Here is an 18,826-nt window from a genome sequence, read left to right on the forward strand (position 1 = left end):
CGGCACTCCAGATCGCATCACCGCGACGTAATTTGCTTGCATGCCATGTGTCGCGTGGCGGCACTTCGCTAACTATGTTGGTGATGAACTGGCCGGAGAGCAAACTATGAATTTGGTGGCGGTGGAGATTGCGCGGTTCCTGGCGAGTGCTGAGCCGGGAGTGCTTTGCATCCGCGGGCGATGGGGCGTCGGCAAAACCTTTGCGTGGAAGCGCCACCTCGCCGATGCGATCACGGCTGGCCAACTAGCTATGCCCGGTTACTCCTACGTGTCGCTGTTCGGCTTAAACTCGCTAGACGACTTGCGGTTTGCGGTGTTCGAGAACACCGTTGACCATGAGCATGCCATCGCCGGTGCCGACGCGGATACGTTTCAGACTTTGCTGACAAGAGGCATAGCCACGGGTCGCAAGGCCCGGCCAATACTCGAAATTGTGCTTCCTTTCTTTAAAGGTCAGGGTGTGGCGGGCGCCATCTACCGTTCGGCCTTCCTGCTTGTCCGCAACCAGCTCGTCTGCCTTGACGACTTGGAACGAGCGGGTCCCGGGCTGGCCATCCGCGACGTATTGGGGCTGTCATCCTTCCTGAAGGAGGAACGGGGCTGCAAGGTCGTACTGCTGCTGAACGATGAGCGTCTTGGGGGTGAGGCCGCCGAGTTCGCGGACCAGATCGAAAAGGTCGCCGACTTGACGCTGCTTTTCGCGCCTACTGCTGCGGAGGCCGCCGCAATTGCTCTGCGCGAAGATGACGAGCTATCCAGGCTATTGCGTGTGCGCAGCGTGTCGCTAGGCATCACGAACATTCGGGTCATTGTGAAGACTGCCAGGCTGGCGCGCCGTCTGGCCGAACTGCTCGATGGCCGCGATGTCAGCGTAGTCGATCAGGCCGTGACGACGCTGGTGCTGGCGAGCTGGTCGGTGCAGCAGCCGTCCGCCGCCCCGCCGCTTTCTTTCGTGCGTGAATACAACAGTGTCGCCTACCTCATGCGCTTGCAGGACAGGCAGCCCGACGCGGATGAGCAGCGCTGGCAAGAGGCAATCGGAGACTACCCGTTCGCGCATGCCGACGATCTCGACCGTGTCGTGATTGAGGGAGCGGCGGCAGGCTACTTCCACGAGGAGCTGCTCGCTGCGGCGGCCGCGGAGGCCCAAGAGCGCCACCGCCATAACCAGCGCGGCGGCGAGTTCTCCCGCGTGTGGCAGGACATGTATCACGGCTCGCTTGTCACGGGAGATGACGATTTCCTTGACGCCTTGCGCGACGCGGGTACGGCGGAGGCGCAGTGGATCTCGCCGCTCAACATTAACAGCGCCATCCGACTACTGCGGGAGAACAACCGCGGCAGCGAGGCGGACACATTGGTCCGGCACTACGTCGCCGCACATGACCGAGAGCGGCCCGAGTTCTTCGACATCGGCAGCCACCACTTCACCCGCGACGACCAGCTGGACGACGGCCTGCGCGATGCGTTCGCCGAGCGCGCGGCGCGGCACCTTGACGCACGCGAGCCGATGGACGTCCTGCGGGCGCTCGGCACGCGTCGCGGCTGGGATCGTGCCGACATTCTGGTGATGGCGCGCTGCTCGGAAGACGATTTCGAGCGGATGTTCGAGTCGCTGACGGGTGAGGTGATGAAGCCGGCGATCCAGACGCTTTTGCAAATGGGCCGCTCAGGCGAACAGGTGTCGGCTGGCATAACCGAGGCGGCCACGGCCGCGCTCCGGCGTATCGCCGCGAAATCGCCGCTCCGAGCGCGTCGGATTGCGGCGCTTGGTATCAGTCTGAAGGATCCGGCAGCGTCGGACGGATAACATCTGTTTCGGTCGACCCGGCTCGAGAGGCCGCCCGCCGACGCCCGCCGTCGCTCTCTCGTGCTGTAATTAGGTGAGCGGCTTGTTTGCGGCTGCACGCCGTATGCGACCAAGCTGGCAAGATGCGGAGGGTGTGCCGGCGCTGGTAGCCCCGGCGATGTCTTTCATCCTGTCGGACCGGTACGCGAAGCGAACCCGAAATCTGTGCAGCAGAAGCTTGACCAATGGTTCGTTCTATGTTTGTTCTTACGCAGTGCCCGCCATTGAATTTCCGGACGACATCGATGAGGAACTGCGATGCAAGTGGTCCCACCTAGCATGCTTGACACCCAATCCTTTTCTTGGGAGCCGGAGGTAGGGCGATTGGGGGCTGGCGCTTTTCTTGATGCAGCAGATGGTCAATCCTTTAGACACAGGCTTCATTGTCTTCTTTCAACCTGGTCAAGGGTGCTCCGCCGGATGACCAGCATCACCTTTGAGACACTCATAGACGAATCACTGTCGAAGATCACGAATGTCGCCCAGCTAAAGGTGATGTTAAACAAGCGCGTCCTCAGCATGGTAAACGACTTCGAGGACGGGAATTGGCTCGGCAGCCGTTTCCAGAGTTATCTATGGGATAACATTGCTCAGACCGCGCTCTCCGAGCGGGAACGACTTGCCTTGGCGGATCAGAGCCACTCGGCACTCGTGGCCGCCGCTCGAAATCTTAGGCTTACCGACAAGGACGAAGTTGGTCAGGGGAGCGAGATAGCGGAGGTCTTCCTCTACGGAATTATGAAGAATCATTTCGGGGCGCTGCCGGTCGTACCCAAGATATTTTACAAGCAGAACGTTCAAGACAATGCGAAAGGCGCCGACAGCGTCCACATCGTTATCAGCGAGGATGGAGAGGACTTCACTCTGTGGTTCGGCGAAGCGAAATTCTATAATTCAATCGTCGACGCGCGTTTGGATGCGGTCGTTAACTCAGTCTACGCGAGCCTCGACACGGGCAAGCTTAAGAAAGAGAACACCATTATCACAAACGTCTCCGATATCGACAAATTGATTCTTTCCGAGCCCTTGAGAGCGAAGATTAAGGCGGCGCTCAGCAGCCAGGTGTCGATCGATCATCTGAAGCCGAAGATTCACGTTCCGATCCTCATTCTCCATCAGTGCGCCGAAACAGCTAAATGCGTCCAGCTCTCGGACGAGTATCGGAACGCGATCTCTGCCCATCATAGGGAGCGAGCCGAAGCCTATTTTTCAAGGCAGATAGCCGGGTCATCCAAGGTCCACCGGTATAGCGACATCCAATTCCATCTGATCCTCTTCCCAGTTCCGGACAAGAAGGCGATCGTCGAGACCTTCCTCGGGGCGGTCTCCTACTTCAAGGGAGCGGCGTGATGGAGGTCTTCGCCGCATGTTCCGAAGTGAACGACCTCATCGAAGGCGGCAACGATCTGGCTGCGCGAAACATGCTGATACGGCTTCTAGGCGATCTCGACCGTAGCAGTACCCCATACCCTCAGGTTCTGAACCAGCTGATCCGGACGGCGGGCCTGTTCCCGTATCTGCAGCTTGAGACTGCGTCATGGGATCAAAAGTTTGTCCATGAGGCGTTCGCCGTCGACGTCGGCAATCGGACCGCCACATTGCACCGCGAGCAGTCCACGGTCCTCTCGAAGCTTCTCGATGGCAGGAGCATCGCCGTAAGTGCCCCGACGAGCTTTGGAAAGAGCTTCATCATCGACGCGTTCATCGCGGCGAAGCGACCGGACACCGTCGTGATCATTGTACCCACAATCGCGTTGATGGACGAGACCCGACGTCGCCTGTACAAGAAATTTTCGCGTCATTACGGCATCATCACCGCGCCTGACACCCCGCTCGAAGCGCGGAACATCCTGATTTTTCCGCAAGAGCGCGCCTTCGGCTACATCCAGAAGCTCAAGAAGATAGATCTCTTGGTCATCGACGAGTTCTACAAGGCGAGCATCGTTCACGATAAGGAGCGGGCGCCGTCACTCATTAAGGCGATCGTCCAGCTTTCTCGCCGAGCAGAGCAGCGCTACTACCTAGCGCCGAACATTAAGAAGCTGCAGGACAACGTTTTTACGCGGGATATGGAGTTCCTAGAGCTACTGGATTTCAACACCGTCTTTCTCGAAAAGCACGAGATCTACAAGGAGATTGGCGGGGATGCGCAGAGGAAGTCCGAGGCCCTGCTGTCGATCATATCGCCGCGGAAAGAGAAGTCGCTCATCTACGCCGGGACATACACAGAGATAAGAAAGGTCGCTGAGCTCGTCGTTGCCCGCCTGGACAAGATCGATCGACCTCACACCAGCCATTTCGCTCGGTGGCTCCGAGAAAACTATCAGCAAGACTGGGTGTTGGCTGACCTCGTAGAGCGAGGTGTCGGCGTGCACAACGGCCGAATGCACAGGTGCCTCAGCCAGCTTCAGGTTCTGCTGTTCGAGCATGAGAAAGGGTTCGACAGCATAATCTCGACATCTTCGATCATCGAGGGCGTGAACACATCCGCCCAAAACGTCGTGATCTGGAAAAGCAAGCTTGGGCAGACCAACCTGAAAGATTTCACATACAAGAACATCATCGGTCGAGGCGGCCGCATGTTCAAGCACTTCGTGGGCCACATCTACCTTTTGGATTCGCCACCAAAGGAGGAGGATACGCAGCTCCAGATCGATTTTCCGGAATCGCTTTTAGGAAGCCTTGACGAGACCCAAGACCGTGAAAGCCTCACCGAACGCCAGATCGAAAGGATTATTGAGTACAAGCGTCAGCTCTCCGACATCGTCGGTGCTGACAATTTGGCGCGGATCAAGAGGGACAACCTGCTGCAAGACAGCGATGCAGATTTCCTGCTCAAGACGGCCAGTGACATGAAGGACCACCCCGAGGACTGGAACGGTTTCGGCTATTTGAATTCGAACAATCCCCCCGACTGGGAGCGAATGCTTTACAAGGTGATCGCCCTCAAGCCCTCGGGATGGGACGCTCCTCATGGCCGCGTTGTCGCTGTGGTCAAGGCCCTCGCGGCTAATTGGACGACCGACATGCCGACGATGCTCGGGCAGTTGTCCGGCGTAGGAATCGATATCGAAGCTTTTTTTCAGCTCGAGAGGACAGTCACGTTCAAGCTCTCCGCCCTTCTGAGCGACATCAATGAGCTCCATAAGATGATTGTGAACCCGGCCGTGGACATCGGCGGCTTCCTAGGAAAGGTGAGCCATGCGTTTCTGCCTCCGGCTGTGCACAATCTTGAGGAGTACGGCCTTCCTCGGATGATCTCGCGCAAGCTCCACAAGGCCCGCTACATCGATTTCTCGCAGCCCGATCTCGATCTCAGGAGCGCGCTGGATCTCTTCCGCAGCAAGGGTCTTGACGCCGCACTCGAAGTCCAAGGCCTGACGGCGTTCGACCGATACATCCTCAAGTTCTTCTTTAACGGCATAACGCCGGACGACACGTCTTCGACGACGGCGTAGTTCTGCCGCGACTTGGACCTCGTCCCTCAGCCCGTCTCATAGCGGACGGCAGGTTAGATTGACCGCTACCCGAAAGCGGGCTGACCTACCCACCTATCAATGCCTCTGCCGGGACATGAACGAACGACGGGTTACCCGAACCGAGCGACGATCGTCGAATGACCGGAATGGGGCGGCGCATAGCCGTCAGGCCGGCGAGTTGATGGCGGACGACCGGCTGCTCCCGCTAGACAAGCATCGCTGCGCTAAGAGGGTTTCGCCCGCGCAAATTTGCCCGCGAGCACAGTCGCACCATCGCGGAGGAAATCGAGGTGGTCGGACCAGTGCTGCATCATGCGCACGCGCTCGTCCCAATACTCACCGCGTGTATAGGCTCGACGGACGGCATTGTTGTCGCAGTGGGCGAGCTGTCGCTCGATCGCGTCAGCGTGCCACAGGCCCATTTCATTGAGCAGGGTTGCAGCCATCGCCCGGAAACCGTGTCCAGTCATCTGGTCTTGAGCATAACCCATTCGGCGTAGGGCGGCGTTGATCGTGTTTTCCGACATCGGTCGATCAGCCGATGTCCGTGAGGGGAACAGGAAGCCGCTATTGTCCGCGTCATGCTTGATCGAGCGAAGAATCGCGAGCGACTGGCGGGAGAGGGGGACGCTGTGAGCGCGCCGCATCTTTGTCTTGTGCGCCGGGATGGTCCAGACGGCCTTGTCGAGGTCGATATCAGCCCATTCGGCGAAGCGTAGCTCGCCGGGGCGCACGAACACATGCGGCAATAGCCGCAAAGCCGCGTGGACGTTCGCACTGTCCTTGAACGCTTCGATCGAACGCAGCAGCGCTCCGGCCTCTCGGGGTGTCGTGATAGCGGCGCGATGAACATGCTTCGGGACGATCAGCGCGCCGCGCAGGTCGCTTGCGACATCGCGGTCGGCTCGCGCCGTCGCGATGGCGTATCTGAACACCTGCGAGCAGGTGCTGCGCAGCCGCTTGGCGGTCTCGTAGCGGCCTTTGCCCTCCATCTTTCGAAGCATCAGCAAAAGCTCCTGCGCGGAGATCGAGGCGATGGGGCGCTTGCCGATCGCTGCGTTGATAAACCCCAGCAGCCAGCGCAGCTTCTTCATCGTGACCGGTGAACGTCCTTCCTTTTCGACCTTGGAGAGCCACTCATCGGCCACAGCCTGAAAGCTGTTCGAAGCCGCCACAGCCGCTGCGATGCGATCGAGCTTGATCCGCTCGGCTGGATCATCGCCGCGCGCCAGAACCTTCCGTGCCGCGTCACGTTCGGCGCGCGCCTCGGCGAGCCCGGTCTCGGGCCATACGCCAAAAGCGAGAGTCTTTTGCTTACCGAGATGACGGTAGTTCATCCGCCAGTAGCGGCCGCCCGCAGGCGTCACCAGCAGGTAGAGCCCGTCGCTGTCACTGAGCTTGTACGCCTTGTCGCGACTCTTGGCCGCTTTGATCGCCACAACCGACAACGCCATGATGGTATCTCCATCGAAGCGATCGGCGTCGTGCCATCAGATATACCATCAGATTGTTGGTATGGAGTGGCTTTTCACCGATCCGACTGGGATGATTGTACCACAAAAAACCGTAGAAAACAGCCGTTTACGGCACGTTTTGGGATGCCTTGGGAAGGCAGCCTGGTGACCCCTACGGGAATCGAACCCGTGTTTCAGCCGTGAAAGGGCCGCGTCCTAACCGCTAGACGAAGGGGCCGTGAAGGCGAGGGCGCCGGTTAGGCAAAGCCGGGCTGCGGGTCAAGGCCCTTTGTCGTGCAAGCTGCCGGGTTTTGAGCAGGCCGTTGCGCGCGCGCGATGCGGCGGTCGCGGTCGCGGCCGGTCGAAGACGCCTCAGTCGCCGAACACCACCGTCTTGGACCCATTGGCGAGCACACGATGCTCGACATGCCAGGCGACCGCGCGGCCGAGCACATGGCTTTCGATGTCGCGGCCCTTGCGCACCAGGCTCTCGGCCGTGTCGGCATGGGTGACCGGCTCGGTCGCCTGATGGATGATCGGGCCTTCGTCCAGGTCGGCGGTGACGTAATGCGCGGTGGCGCCGATCATCTTCACCCCGCGCTTGTGCGCCTGATGATAGGGCCGCGCGCCCTTAAAGCTTGGCAGGAAGCTGTGGTGGATGTTGATGCACCGCCCGGCCAGGAACCCGGCCAGATCGTCCGACAGGATCTGCATGTAGCGCGCCAGCACCACCAGCTCCGCGCCGCTGTCCTCGACCAGCGCCTTGATCTGCGCTTCCTGCGCGGGCTTGGTGTCCGGGGTGATCGGGAGATGATGAAACGGAATATCGTCGGGGATCGCCACGCGCAGCGCGTCGCGCGGATGATTGCTCGCGATGCCGACGATCTCCATCGGCAACTCCCCGATCCGCTGCTGATAGAGAAGATAGCCCAGACAATGGTCGAACTTCGAGACGAGGATCAGCACCCGCATCCGCCGGTCGGCAGGGACCAGCCGCCAGTCCATGTCGAACTGCGCTGCGGTCGCCGCCATTTCGGCGCGGATCGAATCGCCACCCGCCGCCGTCGCGAATACGATGCGCAGGAAGAACAGCCCCGTCTCGGGATCCTCGAACTGGCGCGAGCTGCGGATATTGCCGCCATGGCGAAACAGGATGCCGGTCACCGCATGGACGATGCCGGGCCGGTCGGGACAACTGAGCGTCAGGATATGCGATTGGGTCATCGGGCCTCGTGGCAACAGGCGGGACAGGGTTCGCGCACCTGATAGAAAGGCGGGGACGCCCCCGCAACGAAAACCCCCTCGGCCGCCTCCGCCCAAGCGGTCCGACGCTCAGCCTTCCGCCATGTCCGCGACAAACTCTCCGGCAACACCCGCCCGCGCCGCGACCAGAAACTCGACATTCCCCTCCGGCCCGGTGATCGGGCTCGTCGTCACCCCTGCGACGCTCCAGCCCGCGCCCTCCAGCCACGCCACCACCTCGGCGCACACCCGTTCATGCACGGCGGGGTCGCGCACCACGCCGCCCTTGCCGACTTCGCCGCGCCCCGCCTCGAACTGCGGCTTGATCAGCGCCACCACCCACGCCCCTTCACGGACAAAGGCAAAAGGCCGCTCCAGCACCTTTGACAGGCCGATGAAGCTCGCGTCGCACACCACGATATCCACCGGCTCGGGGATGTGCGCCGGGGTCAGCACGCGCGCGCTGGTCTGCTCGTGCACCACGACGCGGTCGTCCTGGCGCAGCTTCCACGCGAGCTGGTTGGTGCCGCTGTCCACCGCATAGACGCGCGTCGTGCCGTGGGTCAGCAACACATCGGTGAAGCCGCCGGTCGACGATCCCACGTCGATCGCCACCATGCCCGCCGGATCGATCCCGAAATGGTCGAGCGCATGCGCCAGCTTCACCCCGCCGCGCGACACCCAGGGATGGTCGCGTCCCTTGACCGTCAGCGGCGCGTCGGGCGCGATCGGCTGGCCGGGCTTGTCGACGCGCTTATCGCCGCTGAACACCAGTCCGGCGAGGATCAGCGCCTGCGCGCGCGTCCGGCTCTCCGCCAGTCCGCGTTCGACGAGCAATTGATCGGGTCGCGACTTTGCCATGGGCGACGCTCTACCGTGAACGTCAGTGCCGCGAAAGCGGGGACCCAGCTTCCGACCCGCCCGCGCGCCAGCCAGCACGATCCAGCAAAAAGCATCGCTTTCCTACAGCGAACCATATAGGTTATATCGAGTCGGTCAGGAGGAGTGGCCAATGACTATCGACCAATTGATCGACGAGGTGATCGCGCGGGAGGGTGGCTATAGCGACCATCCCGCCGATCGCGGCGGCCCGACGCGCTGGGGCGTCACCGAGCCCGTCGCGCGCGCGCATGGCTATTCGGGCGATATGCGCGTGTTTCCGCGCCACGAAGCTGCGGCGATCTATCGTCGCCTCTACTGGCTGCGTCCGCGCTTCGATCAGATCGCGAAGCGCGCACCCGCGCTCGCCGCAGAGCTGTTCGACACCGGCGTCAACATGGGGCCGGGGGTCGCAGCGCGCTTCCTCCAGCGCGCGCTCAACGGCCTCAACCGCAACGGCAGGGATTATCCCGACATGGCCGTCGACGGCGCGGTCGGACCTGTCACGCTCGCCGCGCTCGCCGCCTTTCTCGACACGCGCGGCCCGGCCGGGGAGCGCGTGCTGCTCAAGGCGGTCGAGGCGCTTCAGGGCGAGCGCTATCTCTCGCTCGCCGAATCCCGCCCCGCCAACGAGGCGTTCCTCTATGGCTGGCTCGCGAACCGGATCGGTTCATAGGGCGCATCCTTCAGTCAATTTTGCAAGCGATTCAGGAGAACCCCATGAGCATCCTCGAAGGACTGATCGGCCCGATCGCGGGCCTGATCGACAAGATCATTCCCGATCCCAAGGCGCGCGACGCCGCCAAGCTCGAACTGATCAAGCTCGAAGGGACGCAGGAGCTGGAGCGCGTGCGCACCCAGCTCTCGGCGATCGTCGCGGAGGCGCAGTCGTCCGACCCGTGGACCAGCCGCGCGCGCCCCAGCTTCCTTTATGTCATGTATGCGCTGCTGCTCTGGGCGATCCCGATGGGGCTGATCGGCGCGGTCGCGCCCGACATGGCGCAGGGCATCGCCAATGGCATGAACGCCTATCTCGCCGGGCTGCCCGAGCCGCTCTACGCGCTCTTCGGCACCGGCTATCTCGGCTACACCGCCGCGCGCCAATGGGGAAAGATCAAGGGCGTCGAAAAATGATCGGGCAAAGCTGACAGGATGACGCGCGTTGCGCGAAACTTCGTCACTTTCCGCCGGCGTGCGGCGTCGTTCGGGCAGGGGCCTTGGCAAGTCCACGGCCCCTTCCCCATATGCCGGGGCATGAGCGATTCAATCAAGTGGCACGGCACGACGATCCTTTCCGTGCGCCGCAACGGTCGGGTGGTCATCGCCGGCGACGGCCAGGTGACCCAGGGCCATACCGTGATGAAGCCCAATGCGCGCAAGGTGCGCCCGCTGGGTGATGGCAGCGTCATCGCCGGCTTTGCCGGCGCGACCGCCGACGCCTTCACCCTGTTCGAACGGCTCGAGGCGAAGCTGGAACGGCACCAGAGACAACTGATGCGCGCCGCGGTCGAGCTGGCCAAGGACTGGCGCACCGACAAATATCTCCGCAATCTCGAAGCGATGCTGATCGTCGCGGACAAGGACATTACCCTCATCATTACCGGCAATGGCGATGTGCTGGAGCCCGAGGCGGGGATCGCCGCGATCGGATCGGGCGGCAACTACGCGCTCGCCGCGGCGCGTGCGCTGGTCGACTACGAGGCCGATGCCGAAGTCCTGTGCCGCAAGGCGATGGGCATCGCCGCAGAGGTCTGCGTCTACACCAACGACCGGCTTACGGTGGAAACGCTCGACGCCGTCTGACCGGCCCGCACCGGGGAGTGCGGTTCGACTTTTCGTCCGGGTTGCGCCACTGTTGCGGCAGTGGCGGATCTGAGAGGGGCGATGTGAGGGGTTTGACGACATGGATCGCGGCGCTGGTGGCGCTGCTGTTTGCGGGGAGTTCGATCCGGGCACAGGTCGATCCGCCGTCGCAGCTTCCGGCACCGGCGAAATTCTACGTCTCGATGGACAAGGATTTCACCAAATGCGCCAAGATCGCGATCGGCGACGCGTCGCCGGTCCCGTTCCGGACCAGGGTCTATTATGTCGCCGATCTCTGGCCGGGGACCGCGGTGGTCCGGCTGACCGGCTGCAACAACCGCAGCGGCCGCATGACTTACCTGTTCAACGTCGAGAGCGGGGAGAATTTCGCCTATCTCGGCACCGAAATGGGCGGCGGGTTTCAATGGTCGTCCTCGCATCCCGTCCAGGGCAATGCGAATCAGGGAAACACCGCCCAGGCGATCGCTTTCCTCACCAAGCGCCGTCGCGGCGGCGAATGGTCGCTGTCGCAGACCTCGGCGCCGATCCAGCTGGCCGGCGGCACCTATACCGGCCCGCTGCCGTACGAGGTCAAACTCGCCTACAGCCTGGATAGCGATATCGAACGGGGTCCGCCGCGCGCCGTGGTCGGCCAGATCGCCTTTCCCGGCGACGTCCGGTTTCTGGGACAGGTCAAAGGCGATACGCTGGTCAGCGGCCGGGCGAGCTACCCCGACGGCTCGACCTATATCGGCGAGTTCGGGCGCATGAAGAACGGGCAGCAGGGCCGCATCGGCTTCGGCCGGCTGGTCCAGCCCGACGGCAGCGTCTTCATGGGTCAGTTCGACGGCAATCAGGCGACCGGTATCGGCGTGTGCGGCGGGGGTGGCGCTGCGCCCGCGATCTGCTCCCGCGAAAAAGGCAAGGGCGCCGAGACGCCGAGCATCGCCAGTTCGGCGGCCAAGGCCGTCGCCGCGCGCGAGGCGGAGCAGAAGGAGGCCCTGGCCGAGAGACAGCGCATTGTGGCGACCGCCGCGGACCGCAAGGCCACCACGCTTGCCGGCGCAAAGAAGAGCGCCGCATCGAGCCTTAAACGCGAGGACCGCGAGATGGAGCGCGAGTGCAGCTGCGTGCTCAAGGCCTGTCTTGCCGTGATCGACACCAAATCGGGCAAGAGCGAAAAGGAACAGCTCCTAAGCATGGAGCGGGCGCGATTGCGGCAGCTGCCGCGCTGCAAGGCCTGGCAGGGGACCGCCACCGCGCCCTTCCTGGAACGGGTCGCCGCGCGTGAACGGGAAGTCCAGGCCGAAATCGATGCGCTTGCCGCCGAACGGGTACGCCGTGAGCAGCAGGACCGCGCCGCGCTCGCCGCGCTCGCTGCACGCCAGAAGGCCGAACGCGACCGGCTGACCCGCGAAGCGGCAGCCGCGGAGGCACAGGCACGTCAGGCCAAGCTCGACCGGATCGCCAAGATCTGCCGACCGGTGCGCTCGTGCGGCTGCGGCGCGCTGTTGGGCGAAAAGCCCAAGCCGGGCGATACGGCATCCTGCCAATGAGGTACCTGACCGGGATTCGAGAGAGAGTCTCCGCGCCGATGCCGATCGAGCTCGACGTGACGCCCTCCGCCCCGCCATTCGCGGCGGACCGGCTGTCGCGGCGGGGGATGCTCGGCGTCACCGCGGGCGGATTGCTGGCCTCGGGCTGCGCCACCACCTCCACCCGCACGACCGCGGCGCGCAGTGCGTGCCTGCCGCCCGTGCATGCCTCCGCAGACCGCGTAATCCGCACCGTCGCGGGGTTGCGCCCGTTCCGCCCGGCGGGCTTTCGCGTCGAGCGTGAGGCATTGGGCGAGACCGCGCTGGTTCATAACTACGGCCATGGCGGCGCCGGGATCACGCTCAGCTGGGGCACGTCGCGCCTCGCAACCGCGCTAGGGCTGCCGGGCCATCGCGGGCCGGTCGCGGTGCTCGGCGCGGGGGTGGTGGCGCTCACCACCGCCCGGCTGGTGCAGGAGGCGGGGTATCCCGTCACCCTCTATGCCGAACAACTCCCACCGCATACCACGTCCAACATCGCCGGGGGGCAGATCCACGCCTATGGGCATTTCGATTCAGACGCGGTGACCTCGGAATGGCGCGCCCAGCTCGACGCCGCCTATGACTACAGCGTCCGCCGTTTCCAGATCATGGCCGGCGACGAATATGGCATCCACTGGCTCCCGACCTATGTCGGCGGCGGCAGCCGCGGTGGGCCGCACATGCCCGATTTCCGCATCCTCGATCGCAGCGAGCATCCCTTCGCGCTCGACAGCGTCGCCCGCTACCAGACGATGTATGTCGAGACGGGGCGCTTTCTGCGCACCCTGTCGCGCGACATCCAGATCGCGGGAGGCCGCTTCGTCGTGCGCCGCTTCGCCGCAGCGGCGGAGGTGGCGGCATTGCCCGAACGGCTGGTGTTCAACTGCACCGGCCTCGGCGCCGGCGCGCTGTTCGGCGACGCGTCGCTCTACCCGATCCGCGGCCAGCTCGCGATCCTGCTACCCCAGCCGGAGGTGCGCTACGCCTATAACGGTGCCGCCGGGTACATGTTTCCGCGCGCTGACGGCATCGTCGTCGGTGGCACCTATGAAAAGCACGTCGCCGACCCTACGCCCCAGCCACAGGACATTGCCGACATCCTGACATCGATGAACGGACTCTTCTCCGGCTTCCGGTGCAGTTGAAGTCGGGCGCCGCCACGCCCAAATGCGCCAGCCTATGAATGACACCCTGACCCCCAAGGCGATCGTCGCCGCTCTAGACGCCCACATCATCGGACAACAGGAAGCCAAGCGGGCCGTTGCCGTCGCGCTGCGCAACCGCTGGCGCCGCCAGCAGCTCAAGGCCGAGCTGCGCGACGAGGTGACGCCCAAGAACATCCTGATGATCGGCCCGACCGGCTGCGGCAAGACCGAGATCAGCCGCCGTCTGGCCAAGCTCGCCGACGCCCCGTTCGTGAAGATCGAGGCGACCAAGTTCACCGAGGTCGGCTATGTCGGCCGCGACGTCGAACAGATCGCCCGCGACTTGGTCGAGGAAGCGATCCGCCTCGAAAAGGAACGCCGCCGCAACGCCGTCAAGGACAAGGCCGAGGCCGCGGCGATGACCCGCCTGCTCGACGCGCTGACCGGCAAGGACAGTTCGCAGGCCACGCGCGAAGCATTTCGCGAACGCCTGAACCAGGGGCATCTCGACGACAAGGAGGTCGAGATCGAGGTCGAGGCGTCGGGCGGCATGCCGTTCGACGTCCCGGGCGCGGGCCCGCAGATGATCAACCTTGGCGAGATGATGAAGGGCCTGAGCGGGCCGCAGCTCAAGCGCCGCAAGATGAACGTCCACGCCGCCTGGGCGAAGCTGGTCGAGGAGGAGGCCGACAAGCGCCTCGATCAGGACGATGTCGCCCGCGTCGCATTGGCCGATGCCGAAGCCAACGGCATCGTTTTCCTCGACGAGATCGACAAGATCGCGGTCAGCGACGTGCGCGGCGGCAGCGTCAGCCGCGAGGGCGTCCAGCGCGACCTGCTTCCGCTGATCGAGGGGACGACCGTCGCCACCAAATACGGGCCGATGAAGACCGACCATATTCTCTTCATCGCATCAGGCGCATTCCACGTCGCCAAGCCCAGCGACCTGCTCCCCGAGCTTCAGGGCCGCCTCCCGATCCGGGTGGAGCTCAAGGGTCTGACCGAGGATGATTTCGTCGCGATCCTGTCAGACACCAAGGCGTCGTTGCCCGAACAATATCGCGCGCTGATCGGCACCGAGGGGGTCGACGTCAGCTTCACCGATGACGCGATCCGCGCCATTGCCCGCATCGCCGCGGAGGTGAACGGCCAGGTCGAGAATATCGGCGCCCGCCGCCTGCAAACGGTGATGGAAAAGCTGCTTGAGGAAGTCAGCTTCGATGCCGAGGATCGCTCGGGATCGGCGCTGGTGGTCGATGCCGCCTATGTCGATCGCCAACTCGCCAGCATCGCCCGCAACACCGATCTCAGCCGCTACGTGCTGTGACGGCCACCTTCGGCTAACGCCCGCAAACCATCCGGAAGGCCGGGTCCTTGGCAGGATTGGCGATCTTCTGGCGCGGGCGTTTCGCGGCGGGGAAGACCCGCTCGCGGATCAGCTTGCCCTTGGCGAACAGCCGTTGCGCGCGCAGTTCCGTGACCCCCGCGGCACAGTCCATCGCGACGATGCCGATGATCGACCCCTCCATGCCGAGCGCGGTGGTGCGGGTGCGAAACACGCGCCACTTGCCCTCCTGCCGGATCCCAGCGGTGTCGATCGCCAGGGTCGCATTCGCACCGCCCGGTACCTGTTTCCAGCTTTGCGCGGTGACGGGAAGTGCGGCGAGTGCGAGTGCAGCGAACAGGGCAGGGCGGATCATTGCAGAGCCTTTCCATCGCAGACGAAGTCGATCAGCTTGCGCATGAACGGATGATCGGCGTCGGCCGGCTCGCGGTTCTCCGGCTCGACCGTGGTGACTTCGCCGGTCGTGGCGCTGGTCAGGCGCACGATCATCAGGCGGCGCAGCGGGCAGGACACCGACATGTCGATATAGATATCGCTGGTCGCCGGCGTCTCGGCGGTATCGAGCAGGCGGATGACCTTCTCCCCGTCCTCGTCCCGAACGCTCGACGGATCGACATAGACGGACCCTTGCCCGGGCGCCTGGAACTTGATCCAGGGCGCTCCCGGCTCGCGGTCCGGAACAAGCCCGGTGGCCGCAAGCAGCGGGAGCGCCAGCAGGATCATGCCGCGAGCTTGCGCAGCACGTACTGAAGGATGCCGCCGTTGAGGAAATATTCCAGCTCGTTGACGGTATCGATGCGGCAGCGCGTCTTGAACGTCTCGGTGCTGCCGTCGGCGCGGGTGAGCTTGACATCGACCTCCTGACGCGGGCGCAGGCTCGACACGCCGGTGATGGTGAAGGTCTCGTCGCCCTTCAGACCCAGCGTCTCGCGGGTCACGCCCTCGGCGAACTGCAGCGGAAGGACTCCCATCCCGACGAGGTTCGAGCGGTGGATGCGCTCGAAGCTTTCGACGATCACCGCGCGAACGCCGAGCAGGTTGGTGCCTTTCGCCGCCCAGTCACGCGACGATCCGGTGCCATATTCCTTGCCGCCGATGACCACCAGCGGAGTGCCGTCCGCCTTGTGGCGCATCGCCGCGTCATAGATCGGCATGACTTCGCCTTCATAGCTGGTCATGCCGCCCTCGACGCCGTCCAGCATCTGGTTCTTGATGCGGATGTTGGCGAAGGTGCCGCGCATCATCACCTCGTGATGGCCGCGGCGGGCGCCATAGCTGTTGAAGTCGGCCTTGCTGACCTGATGCTCCATCAGCCACTTGCCGGCCGGGCTGTCCGCCTTGATCGAACCGGCAGGCGAGATGTGGTCGGTGGTGATCGAATCGCCGAAGATCGCCAGCGGCTTCGCCTCGATGATGTCGGCGACCGGCGCCGGGGTCATCGTCAGCCCTTCGAAATAGGGCGGGTTGGCGACATAGGTCGATCCGGCGCGCCAGCTATAGGTCGCCGATCCGGTGACATCGATCGCCTGCCAGCGCGCGTCGCCGGTGAAGACGGTCGAATAGCGGGATTCGAACATCTCGCGGCTGATCGCACCGTCGATGACCGAGCGGATTTCATCGTTGCTGGGCCAGATGTCCTTGAGGAACACGTCCTGACCGTCGCTGCCCTGGCCGATCGGGGTGGCGATGAAGTCCTTGGTCACCGTGCCCTTGAGCGCATAGGCGACGACCAGCGGGGGCGAGGCGAGGAAGTTCGCGCGCACGTCAGGCGACACGCGCCCTTCGAAGTTGCGGTTGCCCGACAGGACCGAGGCGGCGACGATATCGTTGCCGTTGATCGCCTTGCTGATCGGCTCGGCCAGCGGGCCCGAATTGCCGATGCACGTGGTGCAGCCATAGCCGACCAGGTTGAAGCCGACCTGGTTCAGATAGTCCTGCAGCCCCGCCTTTTCGAGATAGTCGGTCACGACCTGCGAGCCGGGCGCGAGCGAGGTCTTGACCCATGGCTTGGGCTTGAGGCCCTTCTCCACTGCCTTCTTGGCGACAAGGCCGGCGGCGACCAGCACATCCGGGTTCGACGTGTTGGTGCAGCTGGTGATCGCGGCGATGACGACGTCGCCGTCGCCGATATCGTGATCACGCCCCTCCACGGCAACACGAACCGGATCATCCTTGCCATAGAGCTTGCTGAGATCGGTGTTGAACACATCGTCGACGCTCGACAGGCGCACCTTGTCCTGCGGACGCTTGGGGCCGGCGAGCGAGGGTTCGACGGTGTCGAGATCGAGTTCGAGCACGTCGGTGAACACCGGGTCGACCGACGGATCGATCCAGAAGCCCTGCGCCTTGGCATAGGCTTCGACCAGCGCGACATTCTCGTCGCTGCGGCCGGTGAGGCGCATGTAATCGAGCGTCTTGTCGTCGATGCCGAAGAAGCCGCAGGTCGCGCCATATTCGGGCGCCATGTTGGCGAGCGTCGCGCGATCGGCGAGGCTGAGCGACGCCAGGCCCGGGCCGAAATATTCGACGAAGCGGCCGACCACGCCCTTGGCGCGCAGCATCTGGGTGCAGGTGAGCACCAGATCGGTGGCGGTGATGCCCTCACGCAGCTTGCCCGTGAACTTGAACCCGATCACTTCGGGGATGAGCATCGACACCGGCTGGCCGAGCATCGCCGCCTCCGCCTCGATCCCGCCGACGCCCCAGCCGAGTACGCCGAGACCGTTGACCATCGTGGTGTGGCTGTCGGTGCCGACACAGGTGTCGGGATAGGCGACGAGCTCGCCGTCCGGCGTGGTCGACGACCACACCGCCTGCGCAATATTTTCGAGATTCACCTGGTGGCAGATGCCGGTGCCGGGGGGCACGACCTTGAAATTGTCGAGGCTCTTCGATCCCCATTTCAGGAAGTCGTAGCGCTCCATGTTGCGCTGATATTCGAGCTCGACATTATCCTCGAATGCCTTGGGCGTGCCGAATTCGTCTACCATCACCGAATGATCGATGACGAGGTGGACGGGCACCTGCGGGTTGATCTTGTCCGCGTCGGCGCCGAGCGCGTTCATCGCGTCGCGCATCGCGGCGAGATCGACGACGCAGGGAACGCCGGTGAAATCCTGCATCAGCACGCGCGCGGGGCGATACTGGATCTCGCGCTCGGGCGCATGCGGGTTCTTCTGCCAGTCGACGATCGCCTGCGCGTCGTCGGTGCTGACGGTCACACCGTCCTCGAAGCGGAGCATGTTCTCCAGCAGCACCTTCATGCTGAAGGGCAGGCGGCTGACGTCGCCGAGCTTTTCGGCGGCCTTGGCGAAGCTGTAATAGGCGTAGCTCTTGCCGCCGACGGTGAGCGTATCGCGCGTCCCGAGGCTGTCCTTGCCGATGGCTGTCATGTGCGGGGTCCCTTTCCCTGTCCTGTTGACGCCCGGCGTCACGGGGAGGCGGCGGGATGCCGCACGAGCGCGCCGGTGTGCGAATGCGAAGAGTCGCGTGGCCGATAGCAAGGGATTGGGGGTTGGGGAAGGGGAGGGCGCGGATCGACCGCGACGGGAATGTCGCTGGAGGTCGAATTAGACCGTCACAAACAAAAATGGCGGCCCAGAGGCCGCCATCAATGCACGCGAATGCGCAATCAGCTTACGGGCTGGTCGGTTCGTCGTCGTTGTCTTCGACTGCGAAATAAATGCCGACGCCCAGCGCGACCACGATGATCGCCGGGATGAGGAAGCCCCCCAACTGCTTGTTCGACTTGCCCGTCGCGGTCGCGGCCCGCGTCTGCGACGCACTCGAGAGCGACAGCTTGGAAGCCGAGCTGCTCGCCAGTGCGGGCGCGGTCGCCAGCGAGGCGGCGGCGACGGTCATCATCAGTTTGGCGAGACGCATGAGGCTTCCCCTTTCACTATTCGATTGGATATCCGACGCCCATGCCATTCGCAGCCCGCAAGGGCAACTATTTGTTGCGATTGCGAAGGAGATTGGGGACGGTGCGTGACTGCATCGGGACGAACGGATAGCGGTTTGCGCCGCGGTCGCTGAGCTTGGGTCCGTGCCGAC

The 18,826-nt window shown here is 63.7% G+C and carries 16 protein-coding genes and 1 tRNA gene; 9 read left to right on the top strand and 8 right to left on the bottom strand.

The genetic code is table 11. The features are described 5' to 3' along the window. Positions 1–106: 106 nt before the first annotated feature. From ABS767_RS09360 to ABS767_RS09370, 3 genes are all read left to right on the top strand, one after another. Positions 107–1,810 carry a hypothetical protein gene (locus ABS767_RS09360; protein ID WP_408078084.1) on the top strand — a complete coding sequence of 568 codons (1,704 nt, stop codon included), beginning with the start codon at positions 107–109 and terminating at the stop codon, positions 1,808–1,810. A gap of 459 nt (positions 1,811–2,269) precedes the next feature. Further along, the gene (locus ABS767_RS09365) at positions 2,270–3,199 is read left to right on the top strand and encodes a HamA C-terminal domain-containing protein (protein ID WP_408078085.1); all 930 of its coding nucleotides are present in this window, start codon (positions 2,270–2,272) and stop codon (positions 3,197–3,199) included. Continuing rightward, complete coding sequence (locus ABS767_RS09370) at positions 3,199–5,307, top strand: DEAD/DEAH box helicase (RefSeq protein WP_408078086.1); 2,109 nt, start codon at positions 3,199–3,201, stop codon at positions 5,305–5,307. The genes ABS767_RS09365 and ABS767_RS09370 overlap by 1 nt, the downstream gene beginning before the upstream one ends. A 245-nt stretch (positions 5,308–5,552) precedes the next feature. On the opposite strand, the gene ABS767_RS09375 is transcribed toward ABS767_RS09370, so the two are convergent. The 4 genes from ABS767_RS09375 to ABS767_RS09390 form a co-directional block, all read right to left on the bottom strand. Further along, on the bottom strand, positions 5,553–6,782 hold the full coding sequence (locus ABS767_RS09375; protein ID WP_408078087.1) for a tyrosine-type recombinase/integrase: 1,230 nt from the start codon (positions 6,780–6,782) through the stop codon (positions 5,553–5,555). A 163-nt stretch (positions 6,783–6,945) separates the two neighbouring features. Further along, positions 6,946–7,020, bottom strand: a tRNA-Glu gene (locus ABS767_RS09380). A 134-nt stretch (positions 7,021–7,154) separates the two neighbouring features. Continuing rightward, the gene (gene purU, locus ABS767_RS09385) at positions 7,155–8,006 is read right to left on the bottom strand and encodes a formyltetrahydrofolate deformylase (RefSeq protein ID WP_408078088.1); all 852 of its coding nucleotides are present in this window, start codon (positions 8,004–8,006) and stop codon (positions 7,155–7,157) included. A gap of 108 nt (positions 8,007–8,114) precedes the next feature. Next, complete coding sequence (locus ABS767_RS09390) at positions 8,115–8,885, bottom strand: TlyA family RNA methyltransferase (protein ID WP_408078089.1); 771 nt, start codon at positions 8,883–8,885, stop codon at positions 8,115–8,117. Between the two features lie 151 nt (positions 8,886–9,036). Here ABS767_RS09390 and ABS767_RS09395 point away from each other — a divergent pair, with 151 nt between their 5' ends. The 6 genes from ABS767_RS09395 to hslU all read left to right on the top strand — a co-directional run bounded on the left by ABS767_RS09395 (position 9,037) and on the right by hslU (position 14,755). Beyond that, positions 9,037–9,579 (top strand): glycoside hydrolase family 108 protein, encoded by a 543-nt coding sequence (locus ABS767_RS09395; RefSeq protein ID WP_408078090.1) that lies wholly within the window; start codon positions 9,037–9,039, stop codon positions 9,577–9,579. A 44-nt stretch (positions 9,580–9,623) separates the two neighbouring features. Continuing rightward, a complete protein-coding gene (locus tag ABS767_RS09400) occupies positions 9,624–10,037 on the top strand; it encodes a holin family protein (protein WP_408078091.1) in 414 nt (137 codons plus the stop codon). Positions 10,038–10,157: 120 nt separating this feature from the next. After that, entirely contained in the window at positions 10,158–10,706 is a 549-nt protein-coding gene (gene hslV, locus ABS767_RS09405) for an ATP-dependent protease subunit HslV (protein WP_408078092.1), read from the top strand. 92 nt (positions 10,707–10,798) lie between these two features. After that, on the top strand, positions 10,799–12,262 hold the full coding sequence (locus ABS767_RS09410) for an MORN repeat-containing protein (RefSeq protein WP_408078093.1): 1,464 nt from the start codon (positions 10,799–10,801) through the stop codon (positions 12,260–12,262). 38 nt (positions 12,263–12,300) lie between these two features. Beyond that, positions 12,301–13,428, top strand: coding sequence for an FAD-dependent oxidoreductase (locus ABS767_RS09415; RefSeq protein WP_408078094.1), 1,128 nt, complete (start codon positions 12,301–12,303; stop codon positions 13,426–13,428). 34 nt (positions 13,429–13,462) lie between these two features. After that, positions 13,463–14,755 carry an ATP-dependent protease ATPase subunit HslU gene (gene hslU, locus ABS767_RS09420; protein ID WP_408078095.1) on the top strand — a complete coding sequence of 431 codons (1,293 nt, stop codon included), beginning with the start codon at positions 13,463–13,465 and terminating at the stop codon, positions 14,753–14,755. Positions 14,756–14,768: 13 nt separating this feature from the next. Here the strand turns inward: hslU and ABS767_RS09425 are convergent, their stop codons facing one another. The 4 genes from ABS767_RS09425 to ABS767_RS09440 all read right to left on the bottom strand — a co-directional run bounded on the left by ABS767_RS09425 (position 14,769) and on the right by ABS767_RS09440 (position 18,655). Continuing rightward, entirely contained in the window at positions 14,769–15,128 is a 360-nt protein-coding gene (locus ABS767_RS09425) for a hypothetical protein (protein WP_408078096.1), read from the bottom strand. Then, positions 15,125–15,496, bottom strand: coding sequence for a hypothetical protein (locus ABS767_RS09430; RefSeq protein WP_408078097.1), 372 nt, complete (start codon positions 15,494–15,496; stop codon positions 15,125–15,127). The genes ABS767_RS09425 and ABS767_RS09430 overlap by 4 nt, the downstream gene beginning before the upstream one ends. Continuing rightward, positions 15,493–18,165, bottom strand: a complete 2,673-nt coding sequence (gene acnA, locus ABS767_RS09435) for an aconitate hydratase AcnA (protein WP_408078098.1) — start codon at positions 18,163–18,165, stop codon at positions 15,493–15,495. Before acnA ends, ABS767_RS09430 begins: the two co-directional genes overlap by 4 nt. Positions 18,166–18,409: 244 nt before the next feature. Beyond that, positions 18,410–18,655: a hypothetical protein gene (locus ABS767_RS09440; protein ID WP_408078099.1), complete on the bottom strand. Its 246-nt coding sequence runs from the start codon at positions 18,653–18,655 to the stop codon at positions 18,410–18,412. Between the last annotated feature and the right edge of the window lie 171 nt (positions 18,656–18,826).

The sequence above is a fragment of the Sphingomonas plantiphila genome, assembly GCF_046000505.1.
Lineage (GTDB): Bacteria > Pseudomonadota > Alphaproteobacteria > Sphingomonadales > Sphingomonadaceae > Sphingomonas > Sphingomonas plantiphila.